The following is an 18,601-nucleotide window of genomic DNA, read 5'->3' on the forward strand; positions in this document are numbered from 1 at the left end:
CATAGAAAAGGCGCTCAATGCGAGGCCGAGAAAATGTCTAGGGTTTAGGCAACCAGCGGTAATATTCGATGAATTACGCAAAGCAGCCTAATTTAGCGAGTGGTGCACTTCGGACTTGAATTCGCGGTTTAATGATTGAGGTGGTTTGTTTTTTCACAATGCAGTGAATACAACTAATCTTGGGGAATTATTATATGAAGTTATCTATTTTAGCAATGTCTTCACTTTTTGCTTCGCAAATTGCAATTGCAGACAATTTAATTGCAAACGGCTCATTTGAACTGGATGTCGTAAATTCAACATGGACATTGTTAGATGAAGTTAACGGATGGCAAAGTGAAGGTGCAAGATTTGAAATTCAAACATCGCGTCTAGGTCTTATTTCTGCTCAGCAAGGTAATCAATATGTCGAGCTAGACTCTACTTCTAATTACAGCATCTTTCAAACAGTCGCAACTGAGGCTGGAAAAACTTATGAAGTTTCATTTTACTACTCGCCTCGTATTAACGGTAACAATGATACAAATAAAGTTGATGTGAAGTGGAATGGAACAACAGTACTAAACGTAAATGCGACGCAAAGAGGCTGGCAATCATTTACATTATCTGTAGAAGCAGATTCAAACTCTTCAGAAATTCGTTTTAGCGGCGCAGGTGCGAGTGATAGTCTAGGCGGTTTTATTGATAACGTTGTTGTCACTCAAAAGCAGGCTTGTCATTCTGGTATATTTGGTATTAACAATTTTGGTTCTTCTGAAACGGGTTATGTTTATAAATTTGACCTAGAGACAAATACTTACAGTGTGGTCGCAGGAGCGCAAAATACGGCTTCAAACATTGCAAGTTATGATGGCAAACTTTATTTTATGGAACAACTTGAGTCGGGCACGAAAGCGTCAAAACTTTGGTCGTTAGATTTAGAAACGGGCGCTCAAGTTGCTGAGGCTGATGCTACATCTTGGCCAATTTATCGTTCAGCAGTCACGGCAGACGGACAATCTTTACGTGCGACAAGTAAAACTTATATGTATGACTACAACTTGCAAACTGGAGAAAAAACAGTACTAGGCAAGATGCGCTATTCGGGAGATTCTTTCTCACATGGTGATGTAGCATATTCTGCTGATAATAATGTACTTTACGTATTAACAGGTCAATCACTCTATACCATTGATGATGGTTCGATGGAGTTAACCTTAGTTGGTGAACACGGCATTAATTGGGCTTCAGGATTAGCGATTGCTGATGATGGAACGTTGTATGTTTCAGGAAGAAAAGCAGGCGAAAATGCGAAGATTTACAGTGTTAATCCTCAAACGGCTGACTCTAGTTACGTTATGGATGCACCAGAGCACATTAATGATTTAACTTTCGTAGATAACTACTGCGAATAGGCGGTGTTTATAAAAATAGCCAGTGGTTCTGGCTATTTTATTTAGTCTATTAAATATGGTAAGCAAAATTATTTGATAACTGATAGGTTGCTTTGCTTAAAGTATGGGCTACTTGAGGTTAAGAGCGAAAGATCGGGTATATTGGCCATGATACAAGCAACTAAAATTAGTGTTTAAAAATTTCTACTCAAATTGGGTCACATTGGGTACTACCATAAAACACCTAAAGCTGATAAATTCGTAAGTGATTCAATTAAGGAAAGAATAATAAAAATCATGGTTAAAAAGATACTTAAAGGAATTGGTATAACATTTTTAGTGTTAATTAGCTTATTTGTACTTTTAGCAATTTGGACTGCGAATAAATCCTCTGCTTACAAAGAAACTGCTATTCCTTACCTAAATTCAGCAATTACAGATATCTCTAAATGGGACCCTCAAATTCTCAAAAACTATATGACCCCATCATCAATTGAAAATGCCACAGATGAAGATATTTCTAAAATCATGCGTGCATTCTCAAAGTTGGGCGAATTAAAAGAACTAGGTGAATTTGAATTTATAAATGTTAGCTCTAATGCTGTTACCGGAGGTGGTTCTGGTACTTATGTTACTTATTTAATTCCAGCTTCATATACTAATGGAGACGCACAAATAACCGTCACGTTAAAAGAAGAAGGTGAGTCATTCTCTATTTATAACTTCAATTTAAATTCGATGGCGCTTATTGATTAAGTTTTATCAAAAATAGTGCGCGCAACTGGTTGTATTTAAATAGTTTATTTTCAAAGGAATGTTTATGTCTAAAATTAAAAAAATAGTGATAGCTGTAGTAATTGTGCTAAGCCTTGGCGCAATTGCTAAACAATACAATGAGCACAATCACACAGAGATGGCAATTAAAGAGTGTGGCAATAAAGACAACATCGCTAAAGTCGACTCTAAAGGTTTTGAGTGTAAAGACTAATCGAGATTAGTAAAACAAATAGTACACCTGAAATTATCATACTTGGTTTAAACAGCAACCTAACCACTCAACAGTAAAATAATCATGCAGGGCTTTTAATAACATAAAGGGAAAGAATTGAAAAAAGAACAAAGCAAGGAAAGTGGTATCTTATATGCTGTATTTACAACCGTTTTATTGTACTTCCTTTTTAAAATTACGTTAATTTTTTCTATGCAGTTAAATTGGCATTCAACCTGTCTAAGCTCACTTTGGGATAATGCCAACTCTGTAGTGACACCTTTTTTAGGGTTTTCCATTGTCGCTGTACTAAGTTGTATCTGGTTTTTTTATTGCGCCATAAAATACAAACAAAAAGCAGGTAAAGCGGTATATCTTTTTTTAGGCGTAGGAGCTGTGTTCTATTATTTTTGGTTTAGAGGCTTTTACGGTTTTTGGCAGCTAATGAGCTACGAACAAAAAGAAATAACAGTACAAGAGTTTTATGAAAAAACAGGTGGTACAGATAGACTCACTTCGTTGTTTGGTAACCGCCTAAGGCATCATGAATTGTGTAAGTCACCACATGACTAGATGAATTAAAATGCAGATGAGACGTTTTGTGTGGTACCAATATCGGTCGCTGTAAAAATACACTGCATAGATATTTCGCTCCCATATTCAAGAAAATGAGCGACGAGCGCATTTTCTTTTTCTGAATACCTTTAGGACTAATTTAAAATACGAGTTGCCGATGCCTTACGTTATTTGTTAATAATAGAATTATTAATACATGAGCGTGACATCGGGAGAAAGGTGCGTGTCGCGCGCACTATGAAATTGTTAGTTTTTTAGAGGATTCTATGAGTACGTTTTTCAAATTGAGCATGTTAGGTGTTGTATTTTTTGTATCAGGTTGTGCTAACTTGATTGGATTTACTGGCGCAGATACAGGTAAGCGAGTTGGTGATTGGGTGGAATATAATGTCAATCACCCAGGGCTAACCATCAAAATTATAGAACCCTATAGTGAGGAACTTATGCCTATTTCGACTGAAGGCAAAACGTCACCTTCACCTTTACGGCATACCGTAATATTTGGCACACAATCGAGTCAGCATAAATTGGAAATTGTTGGTCGGTACAGTAAAGAACTTTATTTGGACAATAAATTTTACGGTTCAGTGTGGCTTGGAGATGTCTTAATTCGCGATGGCAGTCTTTCAATTGACGGTAAATTGGTAGCGGCAGTTGAAAACTAACAAGTTAAATCACCGGAAAACCACTCTCTACGCTCGCGTTTTCCGCTGTTTAAAGCGTTATAGCGCAATGGAGAAAAGGAGTGTGCGTTGATTATTGATTTTCCAACAAAAGACGATTTTTTCAATGCAGCTACGGATTATTTAAATTCCTCTTGGGATTCAGTTGTCGAACTCATTAGTGAGTTTGAAAAAATAGTCGACCTAATTGATGATTCAAAACATTCAGTTGAGAGTGAGAGATATTGGGGATCAGCCAAACAAACACTAATTAGTGCTACAGCTCTCGTGCAACAGGCTGTGGAATTCTATATAAAAGGCAGAATTGCTAATGTTTCTCCTTATTTGCTAATTTCTGGTAGCCCTCAATCTTGGCCAAAAGGTTGTAGTAAAAAGGATGTTGAGTTTTCACTGTTTAGAACTCTTGATGCACAAGACTTGCTAAAAGTACATGATACCGTCTGTGGAACAAGATTTACTGATCAATTTGTACAGTGGTATGAAAAACTTCGAGTTATTAGAAATAAGGTCATGCATACGGTAGACAAATCGTTAACTGTAAAGCCTGTGGAAGTTATTGAATTTATATTATTTGCTTATCATTATTTTTCTGATACAGGTAGTTGGTTTGAATCTAGAAAGCAGTATCTCGACAAAACTCCTGTAAATTCAGTCCAAATGTTTGAAGAAGATAATACTGAATCATATACCTTAAACGCATTACTAAACGAATTTAGAACTGTTATGGAAGTATTAACACCAGCAAAAGTTAAGCTTTACTTTAACTACAATAAAACGAAAAGATCACTTCATTGCCCAAGTTGCTACCAAGTCGTTTCGCAAATGGATTTCTGGGATCACGAGTTTATTCATGATTGTGCAAAGACATATCAATTAACCGAATCCGAGGGCTCGTATGAATGCTGCATTTGCAATTACAATTACAATGGAACTCTTTTAAGCAAAATGTGTGAAGAAGAGTGTTGTGAAGAAAGGCTGATTGATAGTAAATCAGGTCTTTGCCTATCATGCTTTTGTGAAAACGCGCTATAAGAAGAGACTTCAAAGGACTTAAAACGTTTGGCTTGCGCTACCCCGACCTCATTTGAGCCAGATATTTTATTGCCGCTTAGCAAAGCGTTACTAAATAAATACACCAACACGCTTTTGTCCAGATATTTATCATGCTCAACGTCTGTTCACACTTAATGATAAACTTAAGACCACGAATGGCAAAAGGCTGTCTCCTCCGTATATTTTAATTCCGTTACATAGAAATTATCAAAATTTAGCCAGATGCTTCTGTAACTAGAATTTCTAACATCGATAAATAATGGCTCTGCATTGGTGTTACTATTTAATCAAAATCTCATCGTGCCTGAGATTCTCATTTTGAATGGCAATCGCCACGCCAAAACTTGCTTTGCTGAATAGACTGGCGTAACTTAATACTGGTACGATGAGTCTATAAGAATAAAAAGGTCAAACGTGACGATTAAACAAGAATCGGTGTTTATTAAACTCGCCGAAAGCCAAACCTTACATTTACGCCGTATCAGTAAGACTGATGCGAAAGGCCCAGCGGTGTTTTTTATGCATGGTGCCGTTGAAAATGGCAAAATTTTTTATACCCACAGCAATAAAGGCTTGGCGCCATTTTTAGCTGAGCATGGCTATGTTTGCTATGTGGCTGATTTACGTGGTCGTGGTGAAAGTAAACCTGCGATTTCAAAGCATGCAAAGTATGGCCAAACCGAGGCTATTTTAGAAGATATCCCCGCATTTCTAGATAAAATTAAACAGCTTGAAGGCGAGCCTGCTCGTTATTGGGTGGCGCACTCGTGGGGTGGGGTTTTAATGAACAGTGTGTTTGCCCGTTTTCCTGAGTTGATTGATGATGTGAAAGCCTGCGGCTATTTTGGTTCTAAACGGTCTTTGTATAACCATCACCCAAGCAAGTATATTCAAGGTAATTTGATTTGGTATGGGTTGGCGCCCTTAGTTGCCCGTAAGCATGGCTTTGTGCCGGCTAAAAAGCTGAAATGGGGTAGTGATGATGAAACCCGTAAGTCACATTATCAAAGTATGCAGTGGGCTAAGCGTAAACCTTGGGTCGATACTGACGATGGCTTTGATTACGCCAACGCATTAGCTGATAAGGCACTGCCGCCCATTATGCATGTGGCGGGTGTTAAAGATAAAGCTCTATGCCAGCCGATTGATATTGAAAAATTTATGGAAGAGTCGGGCATCGGCAAGCAAAGGATGACCATTTATGGCCGTAAGTTTGGCCATAAGGTCGATTATGATCACATTAATATGCTCACTCACCCACAGGCGCGTTTTGATCAGTTTGTTGACTTGTTGAACTGGTTTGAGACTCACGCATAAGTGTGTGCATTGCGCTCTCGTAGCGTTTGTATTTTTCTAATGCTTTATCAGTTAACGGCTGTCTTACAGCCGTTTTGCTGAGCGTTGCCACCGGTTTTTTTGACTTATAAAAATCTAAGAACTGTGTGCTGTACTCGATGTTTAAGAACTTACACAGGGCTGTTAGTGTTTGTTCGCTGTCACTGATAAGTGCTTCATAGCTTAAATCAAAAACCGCCTCTGACATCACATTTTGCCAATGTTCCATTAATTGCTGATACAAATCAAAGTACTGTTTAAACTCTGGGAGTGAACAAAAATAAGGTTCGTTTTCAGCAAAATAGTTGCTAAACACCGACCACGCAATTGCATCATATTCGCGCTGCATATTAATAAACTTGGCGTTAGGAAAGAGTAAGTAAATCAATCCAAGTGACTGATAGTTAGCAGGTAGCTTGTTGATCATAAAAGGGCGCACAACTGGCGCTTGTTTTATTCGTTCAATATAAATATTGCGGGCATTGTTAATCAGCCCTTGATTTAGCTCTGCTAAGCAATCTGGGTAGGGGAGTTGCGTTTGTTGTTCAAGGTATGCAACAACCTGATTACTGATACTGGCATCTTCGCCAAGGCTGGCAAAGTCATCGTGGCTTGCCAGCATTTGTTCTACTAGGGTTGAGCCACTTCTTGGCATGCCAATAATAAAAATGGGAGTAATTGTACCTGTAAATGTTTTGTCTCTGGCATCAATTAGCTCGGCCGTATTTTGCTCTATAATGCGCTGATAAAATGGCTCTAAATCACGGGTTCTAAACTGCGTGAGTTTTGTTTGTAGCTTATTAGCTAGGCTGAAGTAGTTAAAAGCTTGTTCTGTATCATTTAACTGATCATAGCTTTTACCAAGGGCATAATAACACACCATTTTTAAGCGCAAGTTATTGGTCAAAGTTAAAAACTGGTGTAGCTCATTTATGTAATTTTGTTCGTTGTTAAAGCGCCCAAACTGTACTAGTTCAAATAAAATGTACGCCGTCACTGGGTAATTTCCCATACCGAGTGCATGCTTTAAAATACTGTACGCTTTGTCTAACTCACCATAAGTTAAATAATGCTGGGCAAGGTAGTAATGTGGCTCAGGGTTATGGCTGGCAATTGATTTAGCATATTCGAGTACAGTTAAGGCATCTTGCGGTGAATGCACGCCATTAAAAGCATCGGCAAGGGCATGGAGTGGTTCAAGCATGTGCGGTAGTCGTTCACAGGCTCTTTGTAAAAGGTAAACAGCGGCATCATAACGTTCTAAACGCAGTGCAATGCGGCCCAATCCAAATAACGCTTCGCCATTTTCAGGATCTGAATCGAGAATGGTTTTAAAATGAAATTCGGCCTCTTTAAGCTTGTTTTCATTCAGTAGTTGATTCGCTTTTTCTAACAGCATAGGAATGGCGGGTTATTTGTTATTTTTATTTACTATAAAACGAAAAAGGCGAAATGTCTTTCGCCTTGGTTAACTATAAATATCCAGAAAAAATCCGGGGTATCGACTTTCTAGGTTGATTGCTCAACCTAGAAAGCTGTTCTATTTAGAAAGTATAGGTAGCTTTCACGTAATAGAAGCCGCCGTTGATACCATATGGCGACGTTTCGTAGTATTTACCACCCCAGTTATTGTTAGGGATGCCAGTACTATCGAAGAAATCAAGTTTCTCTGCTTCTTGGTCGAATAAGTTTGTCGCACCAACAGAGAAGCTAAGCTCTTCAGTTAGGAAGTAAGTCACTTCTGCATCAATGGTTACTGCAGCATCAGCTGTTTTCGCTGTTGCATCGTAATCTACGTGAACACCTTGGTATTCGCCATAGTAGTTAACACGTGTAAATGCAGAGAAGCTCTCCCATTGTTGTGCCCAGCTAAGTGTTGCACGGTGGTTTGGTAAGTCATTTTCTAAACGGCTTACTTTAAATTCACCAGTAATGTCTGTTGACTTAGTTACTTCAGTGTCGTTCCAGTTGTACGCTAAGCTGAATGTTGAGCTACCGCCTAACAAATCAGTTGAGTAGTTAGCTACTGCATCAATACCTTGCGTTGTTGTATCAAAGTCATTGGTGAAGAAGCTTACTTGCGCTAAGTTTTGTACGTTTGGCACGCCTGCTGCTTCAAGTGTGTCTTTATCTGCTTGACTTAATTCAATTTTATCTGATTGACTGATACGGTCATCAACTTGGATGTTGTAGTAGTCAACTGTGAAGAATAAGTCGCCAAGTGTCCATACTGCACCAAACGTGTAGCTTTGAGACTCTTCAGGTTGTAGCTCTGTACCACCTAATTGCACTGCAATTGGGTTTGTTGGTGGTAAAAGTGCCGAGTCAACAAGTACACCGCTGCTTAGGTTAGTTTGAACGTTACTTACGTTTGCTTGACCAACAGTTGGTGCACGGAAACCAGTACTGATTGAACCACGAATGTTCAAGTCTTCAGTTACGTGGTATTGACCCGTTATCTTGTAGTTAGTTGTTGAACCAAACGTGTCGTAGTCTTCATAGCGTAGCGCTAAGCCCATTAAGAAGTCTTCTGTGAATGGTGCTTCAACATCAACGTATGCAGCATAGTTACGACGAGTGTATTCGCCAGCATCAGATGGTTTGAAACCAGGGAAACCGTTCGAGCCGATACCAAAACCTTGTTCAGTTAGTGGGCCAGCTGTGAAAGACGCTACATCACCAGAAACAACAGTAAAGGTTTCTTCGTGCCATTCAAGGCCACCGGCAACGTTTACATCGTAAGCTAAACCAAAGTCAAAACCTTTTGATAAATCTGCGTTAAAGTTTTTCTCTAACTGTGAGTATTTACCTGGGCTGAAATCGCGCGGGCTTTCTGGGCCTAATGACGCATTGATTGTGTCATAGATGAAGTAACGCGATTCGTTGTAACCAACTGTACCGCTTAAGTCATAGTATGCACCTTCAAGGAAACCAGATGTGATTTCACCTTTAGTACCAATTGTTAATGCAGTATCAGTGATGTTACCACCGAAGTTAGGTGTAAAACCGCCCGGAAGCATTTCGTTAAACGCAAAACAGTCTGGGTTGTTAGCAACTTCATCGATGTATCTTTGGTTATCTAAAACGTTATCATCAATCATGATATCGGTAGGACAGTTACCGCTCATATCGCCAGTTAAATCACCAACAAGCAGTGTTTCACCGCCGTCATTTGAGTAAACACCTGGGCGAGTGTGTGGGTTACGATAGTAGAAACCACCACGTACATCACGCTCAGAGTAGTTACCAAACATGTAGAATTCAGATGAATTACTTAACTCAAGACCGATGTTACCAAAGATAGTAATATCATCATCAACTTCTGGTGCACCCCAAACTTGTGCTAACGAAGATACTTCAGGCACACCTGCGGCATCTAGTGCGGCTGCATCAGGGCGTTGTACTGAGCGGCTAGTCGCATCAGCTGTTTTATATTGGAAGCTTAAGTTAGCAAAACCACTATCGGTAAATGGTAGACCCACGTTACCAGAAATTTGCGTTGTATCTCCATCGCCTTCGTAGTATTCACCTTGACGTATTTCGAATGAGCCGCCTTCAGAGGCATCTTTTAATACAAAGTTCATTACACCCGCGATTGCATCAGAACCATACTGTGCAGCAGCACCATCACGAAGTACTTCTACTTGCTTTAAGGCAATACTTGGAATAACAGAGATATCGGCACCTTGAGCACCATCATTAATACCACCGCCTAAGAAAGCGATAACAGATGCACGGTGACGGCGTTTACCATTAACAAGTACTAAAGTACTGTCAGAAGGAAGGCCACGTAAGTTAGCTGGGCGAACAAGTGACGCAGCATCACTAATTGGGTTTTGGTGAACGTTAAAAGAAGGAACGGAGCCTTTTAAAAGCTCAAGCATATCGGTGTTACCACCTTTATCTAGCTCTTCACCACCAATGATATCAATGGGTACTGGTGAATCACCGATTGAACGTGGTGCTGAACGAGTACCCACCACGGCAATTTTCTCTACATTTTTGTTAACTTTCGTCTCTTCAGCTGCTTGCTCTGCAGCAACAACCGAACCCGACACAAACAGGCCTGCTGTTGTTGTCGCTAAAGCAAATTTAATTGCTTGTTGTAGCGCATTATTTTTGAATTTCATTCCGACTTCCCCAGTTAGAATAGTTATGATTATGTCACCAAATAAAGTATTAGAACTTGGTGTAAATCTCTTATACATCCTGTAAATAATTTTTGCAAATTGTTAATTTTATGTTGTTTTGTGGGTGTTTCTTTGTTTTTTGTCGTTCTTTTGTGGATTATCTTATTGAAAGTAAAGAGGATAATTTATTCTCGATATTGGATTTTAGCGTAAGAAAATATATAAATTATGCAAAAATAATTAGATAGAAGGCTTTTTTGGATGGTTTTTGAACGGTTTTTGATTTGGAACGGTCTATTAAGCTTGTTGCAAATTATTGCTTAACCGCCATTGTTGCAGTTTTTCTCGGTATTCATCCCATACACATGGGCAACAGCTACCACCTCCACAACACTCATCTGAAGCTGGTTTTTTGGGTTTTGGCTCAGCTTGTTGTTTAGGTTGGTTCATTTTTAATACTGAAAAATAGTTACGAATAGAGTATTAAGGATAAAGTAAAATCTAATATAAGTAAATTATGCTTTGTGAACGTCGCATGCTGTGTGAAAATAACTAAATGCGATTATATAAAGTTATTCATCGAGCCCCATTTCGAGTGGCTAAAATTACCAAAAAGCGTCAAACATTACGTTTTAAGCGCGCTATGGTAGCACTCAAAATCGCACTTGCCCAAGAAAAGCAAGAAACAAAAGAAATGCTTCATATCTATAGACGATACACCCAAGGCCAAGCTACTAAAGAAGAGTTACATACTGCTAATGAGCAGTTTTTAGATATCTTAAAAGGGCTTGGTTTAGGTGTGTTTGCAGTTTTACCCTTTGCACCTATTACCATTCCTTTGGTTGTAAAGCTGGGGCAATGGGTTGGTGTCGATGTGCTACCTAGTTCATTCAATATTAATAAGTCAATTAAAGAGCTGGATCAACAAGTAGCAAAAGAAGAAAAAGAGAAACAAAACAAAGACTGATTAGGTTTTTTATCTGATTTTGCCTATACCTTTTGTATCAAGATATTGGTATGCTTAAATACCTTTTCTTTATATCGAGTCGTTTAATGAGTTCATTAATTCGCCATTCTTCTTCGGGAATTCCCCTGTCATTTATTGCTAAAGCTGACCTATCAACGTGGTTAACCGAGCAGCCGCAAGCCTTACAAAATTGGCTAACAAATTGTGATTTTAAAAACAAAGGCATGGCCTTAGTTGCTAATAATGAAACCGGCTCACTTGAGCATGTTTATTGTCTGGTAAATGATTTACAAGACTTTTGGTTAGCAGGTGACTTATCAACAAAACTGCCTGCAGGTTGTTACCAAATACAAGGTGATGAAAAGTTTGTAGAGCAAGTAACACTGGGCTTTGTGTTAGGCGGTTACGAGTTTAGTGAATATAAAGAAAAACCTTCGCCACGCGCTACCCTTGCCATTAAAGACGAATCGTTAGTAAAGCGTTTATCGCAGTATGCAAGTGCAATTAATTTAGTGCGTGATTTAGTGAATACGCCTGCTGCGGATATGATGCCGCAGCATTTATCACAAGTAATGGCTGATTTAGCTGATACCTTTGATGGTGAGTTCTGTGAGTGGGTGGGTGATGAATTATTAGAGCAAAACTACCCAACGATTCATATGGTTGGTCGTGCGTCTGAGAATAAACCTCGCTTACTTGATTTACGTTGGGGCGCAAAAGATGCACCGCAAATTACCTTAGTCGGTAAAGGCGTGTGTTTTGATTCTGGCGGTTTAGATTTAAAACCAAGTTCAGGTATGCGCAACATGAAAAAAGACATGGGCGGTGCAGCACATGTTATTGGCCTTGCGCAGTTAATTATGGCTGCCAACTTACCAATTCGCTTACGTGTTCTGGTACCTGCGGTTGAAAATGCGGTTTCTCGAAATGCATTTAGACCGGGTGATGTGATCAAAACTCGCAAAGGGATCACAGTAGAAATTGATAACACGGACGCTGAGGGCCGTTTAGTGCTGTGTGATGCACTTGCTGAAGCACAAAATGATAACCCCGATCTTATCGTTGATTTTGCAACCCTTACAGGTGCTTGCCGTGTTGCGCTCGGTACAGAATTACCTGGCTTTTTCGCAAATAACCGTGAAGTGGCTAATAAACTGATGGATGCAGGCGAAAGCTGTCATGATCCTGTTTGGCAACTGCCATTATTTGATCAATACAGAGCATTATTAAAAAGTGACGTAGCAGATATTGCTAATTGTGCTTCCACTCCATTTGGTGGTGCGATCACCGCGGCACTTTACTTAAAAGAGTTTATTGAACCAAGTACGCCATGGGTTCACTTTGATGTGATGGCCTGGAACTTACGTGCATTACCGGGTCGTCCTGCAGGCGGTGAGGCACTGGGTATTCGTGCTGTGTTCAACTACCTACAAGATCGCTTCCAATAAATTAAAGTTGGTAAAGCTCTAACGGTAAATCATCGGGATCGGCAAAAAACGTAAATTGCTTCCCGGTGATTTCATCCACTCTTATTTCTTCAACCGAAATGCCTTGTTGTTCTAAATAATGCTTAGATTTTGCAATATCGGCGACTTTAAACGCCAAATGGCGTAGCCCTTGTGCTTCTGGATAGCTTGGTCTCGGTGGCGCTTCAGGAAACGAAAAAAGCTCTATTTGGCTGCCATCAGGAAGTGCTAAATCTAATTTATACGAGTCACGTTCAGCGCGGTATTGTTCGTGAATGATTGGCAGCTTTAATATTTCATTATAAAAATGCTTTGATTTTTCATAGTTGCTACAGATGATTGCAGCATGATGTATGCCTAATAGTTCCATAAATTAATCCTTTTATGCCCATAAAAAAACGCGGACTCAGCCGCGCTTCTCTATAAATGATAGGGGGATTACTCTGCCGCTTTACATGCTGCAACAGCCGGTGCAACCAGTTCAAGACCTGTTTTATCACACTCAGGTAGAGCTGCATCAGAAACCGAGATAGGTGTTACACGCTCGCCCCATTTAATGTAACTCGCCGCCCAAGTTAAACCAGCACCAAAGGCTGCTGACATAATGTTTGAGTTAGGTTTGATAAGCCCTTGCTCAACCGCTTCACAAATGGCGATCGCAATTGTTGCAGCAGAGGTATTACCGTAATCGGCAATGTTCACCATGACTTTTTCGTCAGCTACTTTCAAACGTTGCTGAATAGCTTGGATAATACGTAAATTGGCTTGGTGAGGAACTAATACGTCAATGTCATCAAGCTCTAACTGCGCTTGGTTCAGAACGTCGTCACAAGCTTCGCTCATCCCTTTAACAGCACGTTTGAAGATTTCGCGACCTTCGAATAATAAGTTAGAAGGGCCAATTGGCTCGTACTTATTTAAATCGCTACCGAAGTTTTCGATATGCAGAATGTCGCGATCTTCACTGTCGCAACCTGTTTTAGTGGCAAGTAAACCTGATGGTGTGTCTGAGGCTTCTAATACCACGGCACCAGCACCATCACCGAATAATACCGCACTGTCGCGACGTGCCCAGTTTATGTACCACGTCATACGTTCAGCGGCAATAACGACTGCTTTTTTGATCATACCAGCACGAATTTGTGCCGTTGCTGCTTGTAATGCATATAAAAAGCCTGAACATGCAGCGTTTGTGTCCATTGCTGCAGCGCCAACCGCGCCAATGTTTTTTTGCACTAAAGAGGCCGTATTTGCCACCATAGTTGATGGTGTACAAGTCGCAAGAAGTACAAGATCAATGTCTTTACCATCAACACCAGCACAAGCAAGCGCTTGTTTTGCGGCAACGGTCGCTAAATCGGCAGTAGAAACATGGCTGACACGGCGAGATTTGATGCCTGTACGTGTTGTGATCCATTCGTCATTGGTATCAACAATATTGCTAATTTCATCATTGCTGATGCTTGCTGGTGGTATACATTTACCCCAGCCAGTAATTTGGGCATAAGACATAATGTGTTCTCTTTATGTGGTCAGACTTGTTAAATTTTCCCGAAGTTATATCAAAATTCACTTGTTAACACTAGTTCATTGCCGCGCTATGTCGTAAATAATGGCATTTACTCAGTATTTAAGTTAAACCTAGTATAAAAAAGAGGCGATTATGAAAAAAATAAATCTAAAAATAAGCACATTATCGGTACTATCTTTGTTATCTACGTTTGTGGTTAATGCACAAACCACCCTTATTCATGCAGGAAAGGTACTTGTTGGCACTGAACAGAGTGTTAAAGAGCAGCAAACATTGGTTATTGAAGGTAATAAAATTGCTGCAATAAAAGCAGGCTACTTAACAACACAGCAGTTAGACCTCAATGATGCAGATGTTATTGATTTAAAAAATCAGATGGTCTTGCCGGGTCTAATTGATATGCACGTTCATGTTACCTTTGAGCGAGATGCAACGCGTAACCCACATCAATGGGTCACTGAATACGAAGCAGATTATGCACTACGTTCTTTAAAATACTTAAAACGCACGGTTAATGCGGGTTTTACCTCTGTGCGCGACCTAGGTAGCAGCTATCAAGTTATCTTCCCATTAAAACGAGCGGTTGAGCGTGGCGACATTGTTGGCCCGCGCATTTTTGCAGCAGGTGATATGATCACACCGACCGGCGGCCACGCTGACATGCATGGCTATCGCCGTGATATTACCAAAGCGACAGAAGGAGGTGGCTTAGGTGTGTGTGATGGTGCTGACGATTGTACTCGTGCGGTACGCGATGTAATTAAAAGTGGTGCCGATGTGATCAAAATTACGGCAACAGGGGGTGTTTTAAGTAATACAGCGGCCGGGGTTAATCAGCAATTTACTGATGAAGAGCTCAGTGCCATTGTTAACACTGCTCATCATTTAGGCCGAAAAGTCACCGCTCATGCTCATGGCACAGAAGGTATAAAAGCAGCTCTCAGAGCGGGTGTTGATTCAATCGAACATGGCTCTTTTTTAGATAAAGACACAGTTAAATTATTTAAAAAGCAAGACGCGTATTTAGTTCCAACCTTACTCGCTGGCGCGACAGTAAAAGAAGAAGTGCTAAATAACCCTAATATGCCAAAAGCTATTGCTGAGAAGGTTGAATTTGTGGCGCCAAAAATGGAAGAGTCGTTTAAATTAGCATTAAAAAACAAGGTTAAAATAGCCTTTGGTACAGATTCAGGCGTATCTAAGCATGGTGACAATGCTAAAGAGTTCGAGTTATTAGTTAAATATGGCATGACACCAAAACAAGCAATTAAATCAGCCACCGTTGAAGCTGCTAAACTATTAGGTCAAAGTGATAACCTCGGTGACTTGAGTGTTGGTAAACAAGCAGATATTATCAGCGTTAATATGAATGTGCTTGATAACATTAATGAACTTAGTCAGGTTCAGTTTGTTATGAAGGGCGGTAAAGTGCTCAAACAGTAAGGGTTACTATGGGCGGTAAAATTAAAGAGACGTTATTTAATCATTTAATTGATGCTGAGCGGCAGCTACTTGAGCCAGAAGTTCGGCAATCTGCTGAAGCGCTTGATGCATTACTTGATGATGATTTTATTGAAATAGCTGCTGATGGTACGTCTTTTAATAAGTTCCAAGTGTTAACCCGTCTGCCAACTGAGGTAGTACCGCAGTTTTATAATCAACACTTTAAAGGTCGAATGCTCAGTGATGATATTGCACAGCTGAGCTATCAAGCAGCCTTTAGACGTTCTGCGCGGTCAGAGTTTAATTACTCCATTCGTATGTCACTGTGGCGTTTTAATGGTAAACAATGGCAAATGGTGTTTCATCAAGGAACGCCTTGTGCTGTTTTTACAATTTCAATGGACGATGATTAAGTTTTAAAGAGTCCGTTATGCAAACCGATCCGGCGATTAGTCGCCTACTAATTTTAAGAAGCGCCGCAATCGCCGTACAATTTGTCGCTGTTATTGCGGTGTACTTTCTATTTGAATACCAAATCCCCTTACTGCCTTTACTTGCTGTTATTTGTGTTGAAGCAATCTTTCAGCTGTTAAGTATATTCGCTTATAGAAAAGTAACCAAAGCCAGACCAGCCGCTGTACTGATGCAGCTGACAGCCGATTTACTGTTTTTAACGATTTTGCTGTCATTAAGTGGCGGGGCTACCAATGCATTTGTGTCGTTATTACTGTTACCGATAATGATCGCTGCGGTCTCTGTTAATGCGAAAGGGCTTGCTTATACCGCAGTGCTGGCAATCGCCGCTTATAGCTTTTTACTGATAAATATGCCTGAGCACACCATGCACCAAATGCAGATGACGCATCATTTTATTGGTATGTGGATTAACTTTGTTATTAGCGCCATTGTTATTGCTTTTGTTATTGGTACATTAAACAGTACATTGAGAGCAAGAGAAGCCACCATTGCACGAACTCGTGAGCAACAATTAAGGCATGAGCAATTATTAACGCTTGATGGCGCTGCTGCACAAGTAACGCACCAACTTGCAACGCCTATCGCAAACTTACAGCTGTTATTTGAAGAACTGAAAGAACAACAAGCTGATGACCCCATTGTACAAGAAATGGCTAAGCCATTAGCCCAGTGTAAAGAACAGCTTGCTCATTTTAGGTCGCTTTCAAATGCCTTAAGGACCGGTCAAACACGGCAAGTGATCAGCGCTGAAACACTACAAAGCACCATTCAAGATGCGATGACACTGCATTTTCCAGAGCAAAACTTACAGTGGCTAAATAACGCCCCTGATTGTTCGATTTTAAGTGATGCCATGCTGTTACCGGCTATTTTAAACTTGCTGCAAAACGCCGTATCGGCGAATAACCATAATCAGCAATACTGCGTAGAAGCTAAGTGGCACATAGATCAGCAAACAGTTTCATTGTCGTTACGTGATTTCGGTCAAGGTTTTAGCGAACAACAAATGGCATCATTAGGTGGCCAACTCATGCCAAGTAACAATGGTATGGGGATGGCAGTTATGCTTTCGAATGTGACTTTAGAGCGCTTAAATGGCTCATTAACACTAAGCAATCACCCACAGCAAGGTGCAATTGCGATGGTTAGTTTAAAAATTGTATGAAACTTTTAATTATTGAAGACGATGAAAATCTTGCCAGCACACTGGCAAGGCGTTTTACAAAACAAGGCTTCACATGTTCACTTGCTCATAACGCTGAGCAAGCTTTACAGCATATAACCACTTTTGAGGCGAGCCATTTTCTGGTGGATTTAAAACTCGGGGATGATAACGGCCTTGCGCTAATTAAACCCTTAAGAGAACAATTTCCTTCAGCTCGTATTGTGTTACTCACTGGGTTTGCCAGTATTGCCAGTGCAGTCGAAGCCATACGATTAGGTGCTGACGACTATTTACCAAAACCTGTCGATTTTAATTCACTTTTAAAAACAATCTTGGGAGACGCCGAGGTAAACCTATCACTTGAAGAATCAAAGCCAAACAAAATTATGTCGCCAGAGCGCCTTGAGTGGGAGCATATCCAACATGTTTTGCACAGTAACGATGGTAATATTTCCGAAACTGCGCGCCAACTGAATATGCACAGAAGAACATTGCAGCGTAAATTACAGAAAAAACCAGTTAAGCAGTAAAGTGATTATTAACGTAAGTAAAATAATTAGAAGGCGTAAATCAGTACAGGATTGAATTCTAAATAGGTACAAAATTACGTGTTTTAAATTTGCTGCATCGCTGATCCTTAACTAAAGTCATGTTAAACCTAATCGTTGTATGAGTCTGGTGTATGCATTTTTATCAACTTAACTTTTTCGCAATTTTTTTTGCAGGTCTTGCTTCATTCTTATTGGGAATTGTCTGGTATTCACCTTGGTTATTTAAGCGTATTTGGATGGAGAGCTGTGGTCTAACTGAGTTAGATTTGCAACAAATTAATCCATTTAAAGTTTTTGGTAGCAGTTTAATATTATGCTGTTTGATCTCATTTAGCTTTTCATTATTTGTTGGGCCCAATGTTGCTGTTGGGGTGGCTGTTGGTACAGGTTTTATAATTGGTTTATGTTGGGTAAGCCTTGCTATAGGCATAGGCTACATATTCGAGCAGCGGCCGTTAAAACTGTTTTTGGTAAATTCAGGTTATGCTATTTTACAATTTTCATTAATTGGCTTGGTTTTGGGTCTCTGGTCATAGCGTGATAGCATGCACTTTTTGAAATAATAAATGGATTAATGGCAAAACCAAATAAAAAAGGGCCAACTAAAACGGTCGATATTTTTTGTTCACAATGTAAAACGCAGTTATTTAAATACCGTAAAGGTGGAAAAGGCGCGTTGGTTAAATGCTTTGTTGAACGGATTAGCCAAGATTTTACCAATGACACCGGTATTTGCCCTGACTGCCAACGCCCATTTGCCCGCCAGACCATGATCCGTGGTACTCCAGCTTTAAAAATAATCGGTGGTAAGGTGACACATAAATAGAATTAGAATACGGACATTTATCCTCGTTTCTTACTCA

Annotated in this window: 20 protein-coding genes; 15 read left to right on the top strand and 5 right to left on the bottom strand. The window is 40.0% G+C overall.

Going from position 1 to position 18,601, the window contains the following annotated elements:
* The first annotated feature begins 194 nt into the window (after positions 1-194).
* The 7 genes from L1272_RS16030 to L1272_RS16060 all read left to right on the top strand — a co-directional run bounded on the left by L1272_RS16030 (position 195) and on the right by L1272_RS16060 (position 5,990).
* On the top strand, positions 195-1,394 hold the full coding sequence (locus L1272_RS16030) for a DUF642 domain-containing protein (RefSeq protein WP_235373845.1): 1,200 nt from the start codon (positions 195-197) through the stop codon (positions 1,392-1,394).
* Between the two features lie 276 nt (positions 1,395-1,670).
* Positions 1,671-2,129 (top strand): hypothetical protein, encoded by a 459-nt coding sequence (locus L1272_RS16035; RefSeq protein ID WP_138617418.1) that lies wholly within the window; start codon positions 1,671-1,673, stop codon positions 2,127-2,129.
* A gap of 64 nt (positions 2,130-2,193) precedes the next feature.
* Positions 2,194-2,361 (top strand): hypothetical protein, encoded by a 168-nt coding sequence (locus L1272_RS16040; RefSeq protein WP_165385119.1) that lies wholly within the window; start codon positions 2,194-2,196, stop codon positions 2,359-2,361.
* Positions 2,362-2,478: 117 nt separating this feature from the next.
* Positions 2,479-2,934 (top strand): hypothetical protein, encoded by a 456-nt coding sequence (locus L1272_RS16045; RefSeq protein WP_235373846.1) that lies wholly within the window; start codon positions 2,479-2,481, stop codon positions 2,932-2,934.
* A gap of 269 nt (positions 2,935-3,203) precedes the next feature.
* Entirely contained in the window at positions 3,204-3,602 is a 399-nt protein-coding gene (locus L1272_RS16050) for a hypothetical protein (protein WP_235373847.1), read from the top strand.
* An 87-nt stretch (positions 3,603-3,689) separates the two neighbouring features.
* Entirely contained in the window at positions 3,690-4,652 is a 963-nt protein-coding gene (locus tag L1272_RS16055; RefSeq protein ID WP_235373848.1) for a hypothetical protein, read from the top strand.
* A gap of 435 nt (positions 4,653-5,087) precedes the next feature.
* Complete coding sequence (locus L1272_RS16060) at positions 5,088-5,990, top strand: alpha/beta fold hydrolase (RefSeq protein WP_187490871.1); 903 nt, start codon at positions 5,088-5,090, stop codon at positions 5,988-5,990.
* Here L1272_RS16060 and L1272_RS16065 read toward each other — a convergent pair.
* From L1272_RS16065 to L1272_RS16075, 3 genes are all read right to left on the bottom strand, one after another.
* On the bottom strand, positions 5,923-7,407 hold the full coding sequence (locus tag L1272_RS16065; protein ID WP_235373849.1) for a tetratricopeptide repeat-containing sulfotransferase family protein: 1,485 nt from the start codon (positions 7,405-7,407) through the stop codon (positions 5,923-5,925). The two genes, L1272_RS16060 and L1272_RS16065, sit on opposite strands and share 68 nt — an antisense overlap.
* 145 nt (positions 7,408-7,552) lie before the next feature.
* Positions 7,553-10,138 (bottom strand): TonB-dependent receptor plug domain-containing protein, encoded by a 2,586-nt coding sequence (locus tag L1272_RS16070; protein WP_235373850.1) that lies wholly within the window; start codon positions 10,136-10,138, stop codon positions 7,553-7,555.
* A 297-nt stretch (positions 10,139-10,435) separates the two neighbouring features.
* A complete protein-coding gene (locus tag L1272_RS16075; protein ID WP_082389209.1) occupies positions 10,436-10,588 on the bottom strand; it encodes an oxidoreductase-like domain-containing protein in 153 nt (50 codons plus the stop codon).
* Positions 10,589-10,694: 106 nt separating this feature from the next.
* On the opposite strand from L1272_RS16075, the gene L1272_RS16080 reads away from it, so the two are divergent.
* A complete protein-coding gene (locus L1272_RS16080) occupies positions 10,695-11,105 on the top strand; it encodes a hypothetical protein (protein ID WP_054552118.1) in 411 nt (136 codons plus the stop codon).
* 86 nt (positions 11,106-11,191) lie between these two features.
* Entirely contained in the window at positions 11,192-12,553 is a 1,362-nt protein-coding gene (locus L1272_RS16085) for a leucyl aminopeptidase family protein (RefSeq protein WP_209328365.1), read from the top strand.
* 1 nt (position 12,554) lies between these two features.
* On the opposite strand, the gene gloA2 is transcribed toward L1272_RS16085, so the two are convergent.
* Both gloA2 and L1272_RS16095 read right to left on the bottom strand, forming a co-directional pair.
* A complete protein-coding gene (gloA2, locus tag L1272_RS16090; protein WP_209328366.1) occupies positions 12,555-12,941 on the bottom strand; it encodes an SMU1112c/YaeR family gloxylase I-like metalloprotein in 387 nt (128 codons plus the stop codon).
* A gap of 68 nt (positions 12,942-13,009) precedes the next feature.
* Positions 13,010-14,083 (bottom strand): ketoacyl-ACP synthase III, encoded by a 1,074-nt coding sequence (locus tag L1272_RS16095; RefSeq protein WP_235373851.1) that lies wholly within the window; start codon positions 14,081-14,083, stop codon positions 13,010-13,012.
* A 151-nt stretch (positions 14,084-14,234) separates the two neighbouring features.
* Here L1272_RS16095 and L1272_RS16100 point away from each other — a divergent pair, with 151 nt between their 5' ends.
* The 6 genes from L1272_RS16100 (at position 14,235) to L1272_RS16125 (ending at position 18,564) form a co-directional block, all read left to right on the top strand.
* Positions 14,235-15,545, top strand: a complete 1,311-nt coding sequence (locus L1272_RS16100) for a metal-dependent hydrolase family protein (protein WP_235373852.1) — start codon at positions 14,235-14,237, stop codon at positions 15,543-15,545.
* Between the two features lie 8 nt (positions 15,546-15,553).
* Positions 15,554-15,958, top strand: a complete 405-nt coding sequence (locus L1272_RS16105; protein WP_054552122.1) for a nuclear transport factor 2 family protein — start codon at positions 15,554-15,556, stop codon at positions 15,956-15,958.
* Positions 15,959-15,975: 17 nt separating this feature from the next.
* Positions 15,976-17,187 (top strand): sensor histidine kinase, encoded by a 1,212-nt coding sequence (locus L1272_RS16110; RefSeq protein ID WP_166340917.1) that lies wholly within the window; start codon positions 15,976-15,978, stop codon positions 17,185-17,187.
* The gene (locus L1272_RS16115; protein ID WP_054552124.1) at positions 17,184-17,717 is read left to right on the top strand and encodes a response regulator transcription factor; all 534 of its coding nucleotides are present in this window, start codon (positions 17,184-17,186) and stop codon (positions 17,715-17,717) included. The genes L1272_RS16110 and L1272_RS16115 overlap by 4 nt, the downstream gene beginning before the upstream one ends.
* Before the next feature lie 152 nt (positions 17,718-17,869).
* Positions 17,870-18,274 carry a DUF1761 domain-containing protein gene (locus L1272_RS16120; RefSeq protein WP_054552125.1) on the top strand — a complete coding sequence of 135 codons (405 nt, stop codon included), beginning with the start codon at positions 17,870-17,872 and terminating at the stop codon, positions 18,272-18,274.
* Positions 18,275-18,312: 38 nt separating this feature from the next.
* A complete protein-coding gene (locus L1272_RS16125) occupies positions 18,313-18,564 on the top strand; it encodes a hypothetical protein (RefSeq protein WP_054552126.1) in 252 nt (83 codons plus the stop codon).
* Positions 18,565-18,601 lie beyond the last annotated feature (37 nt).

The sequence above is a fragment of the Pseudoalteromonas sp. PAST1 genome (genome assembly GCF_021532515.1).
GTDB classification, from domain to species: domain Bacteria; phylum Pseudomonadota; class Gammaproteobacteria; order Enterobacterales; family Alteromonadaceae; genus Pseudoalteromonas; species Pseudoalteromonas simplex.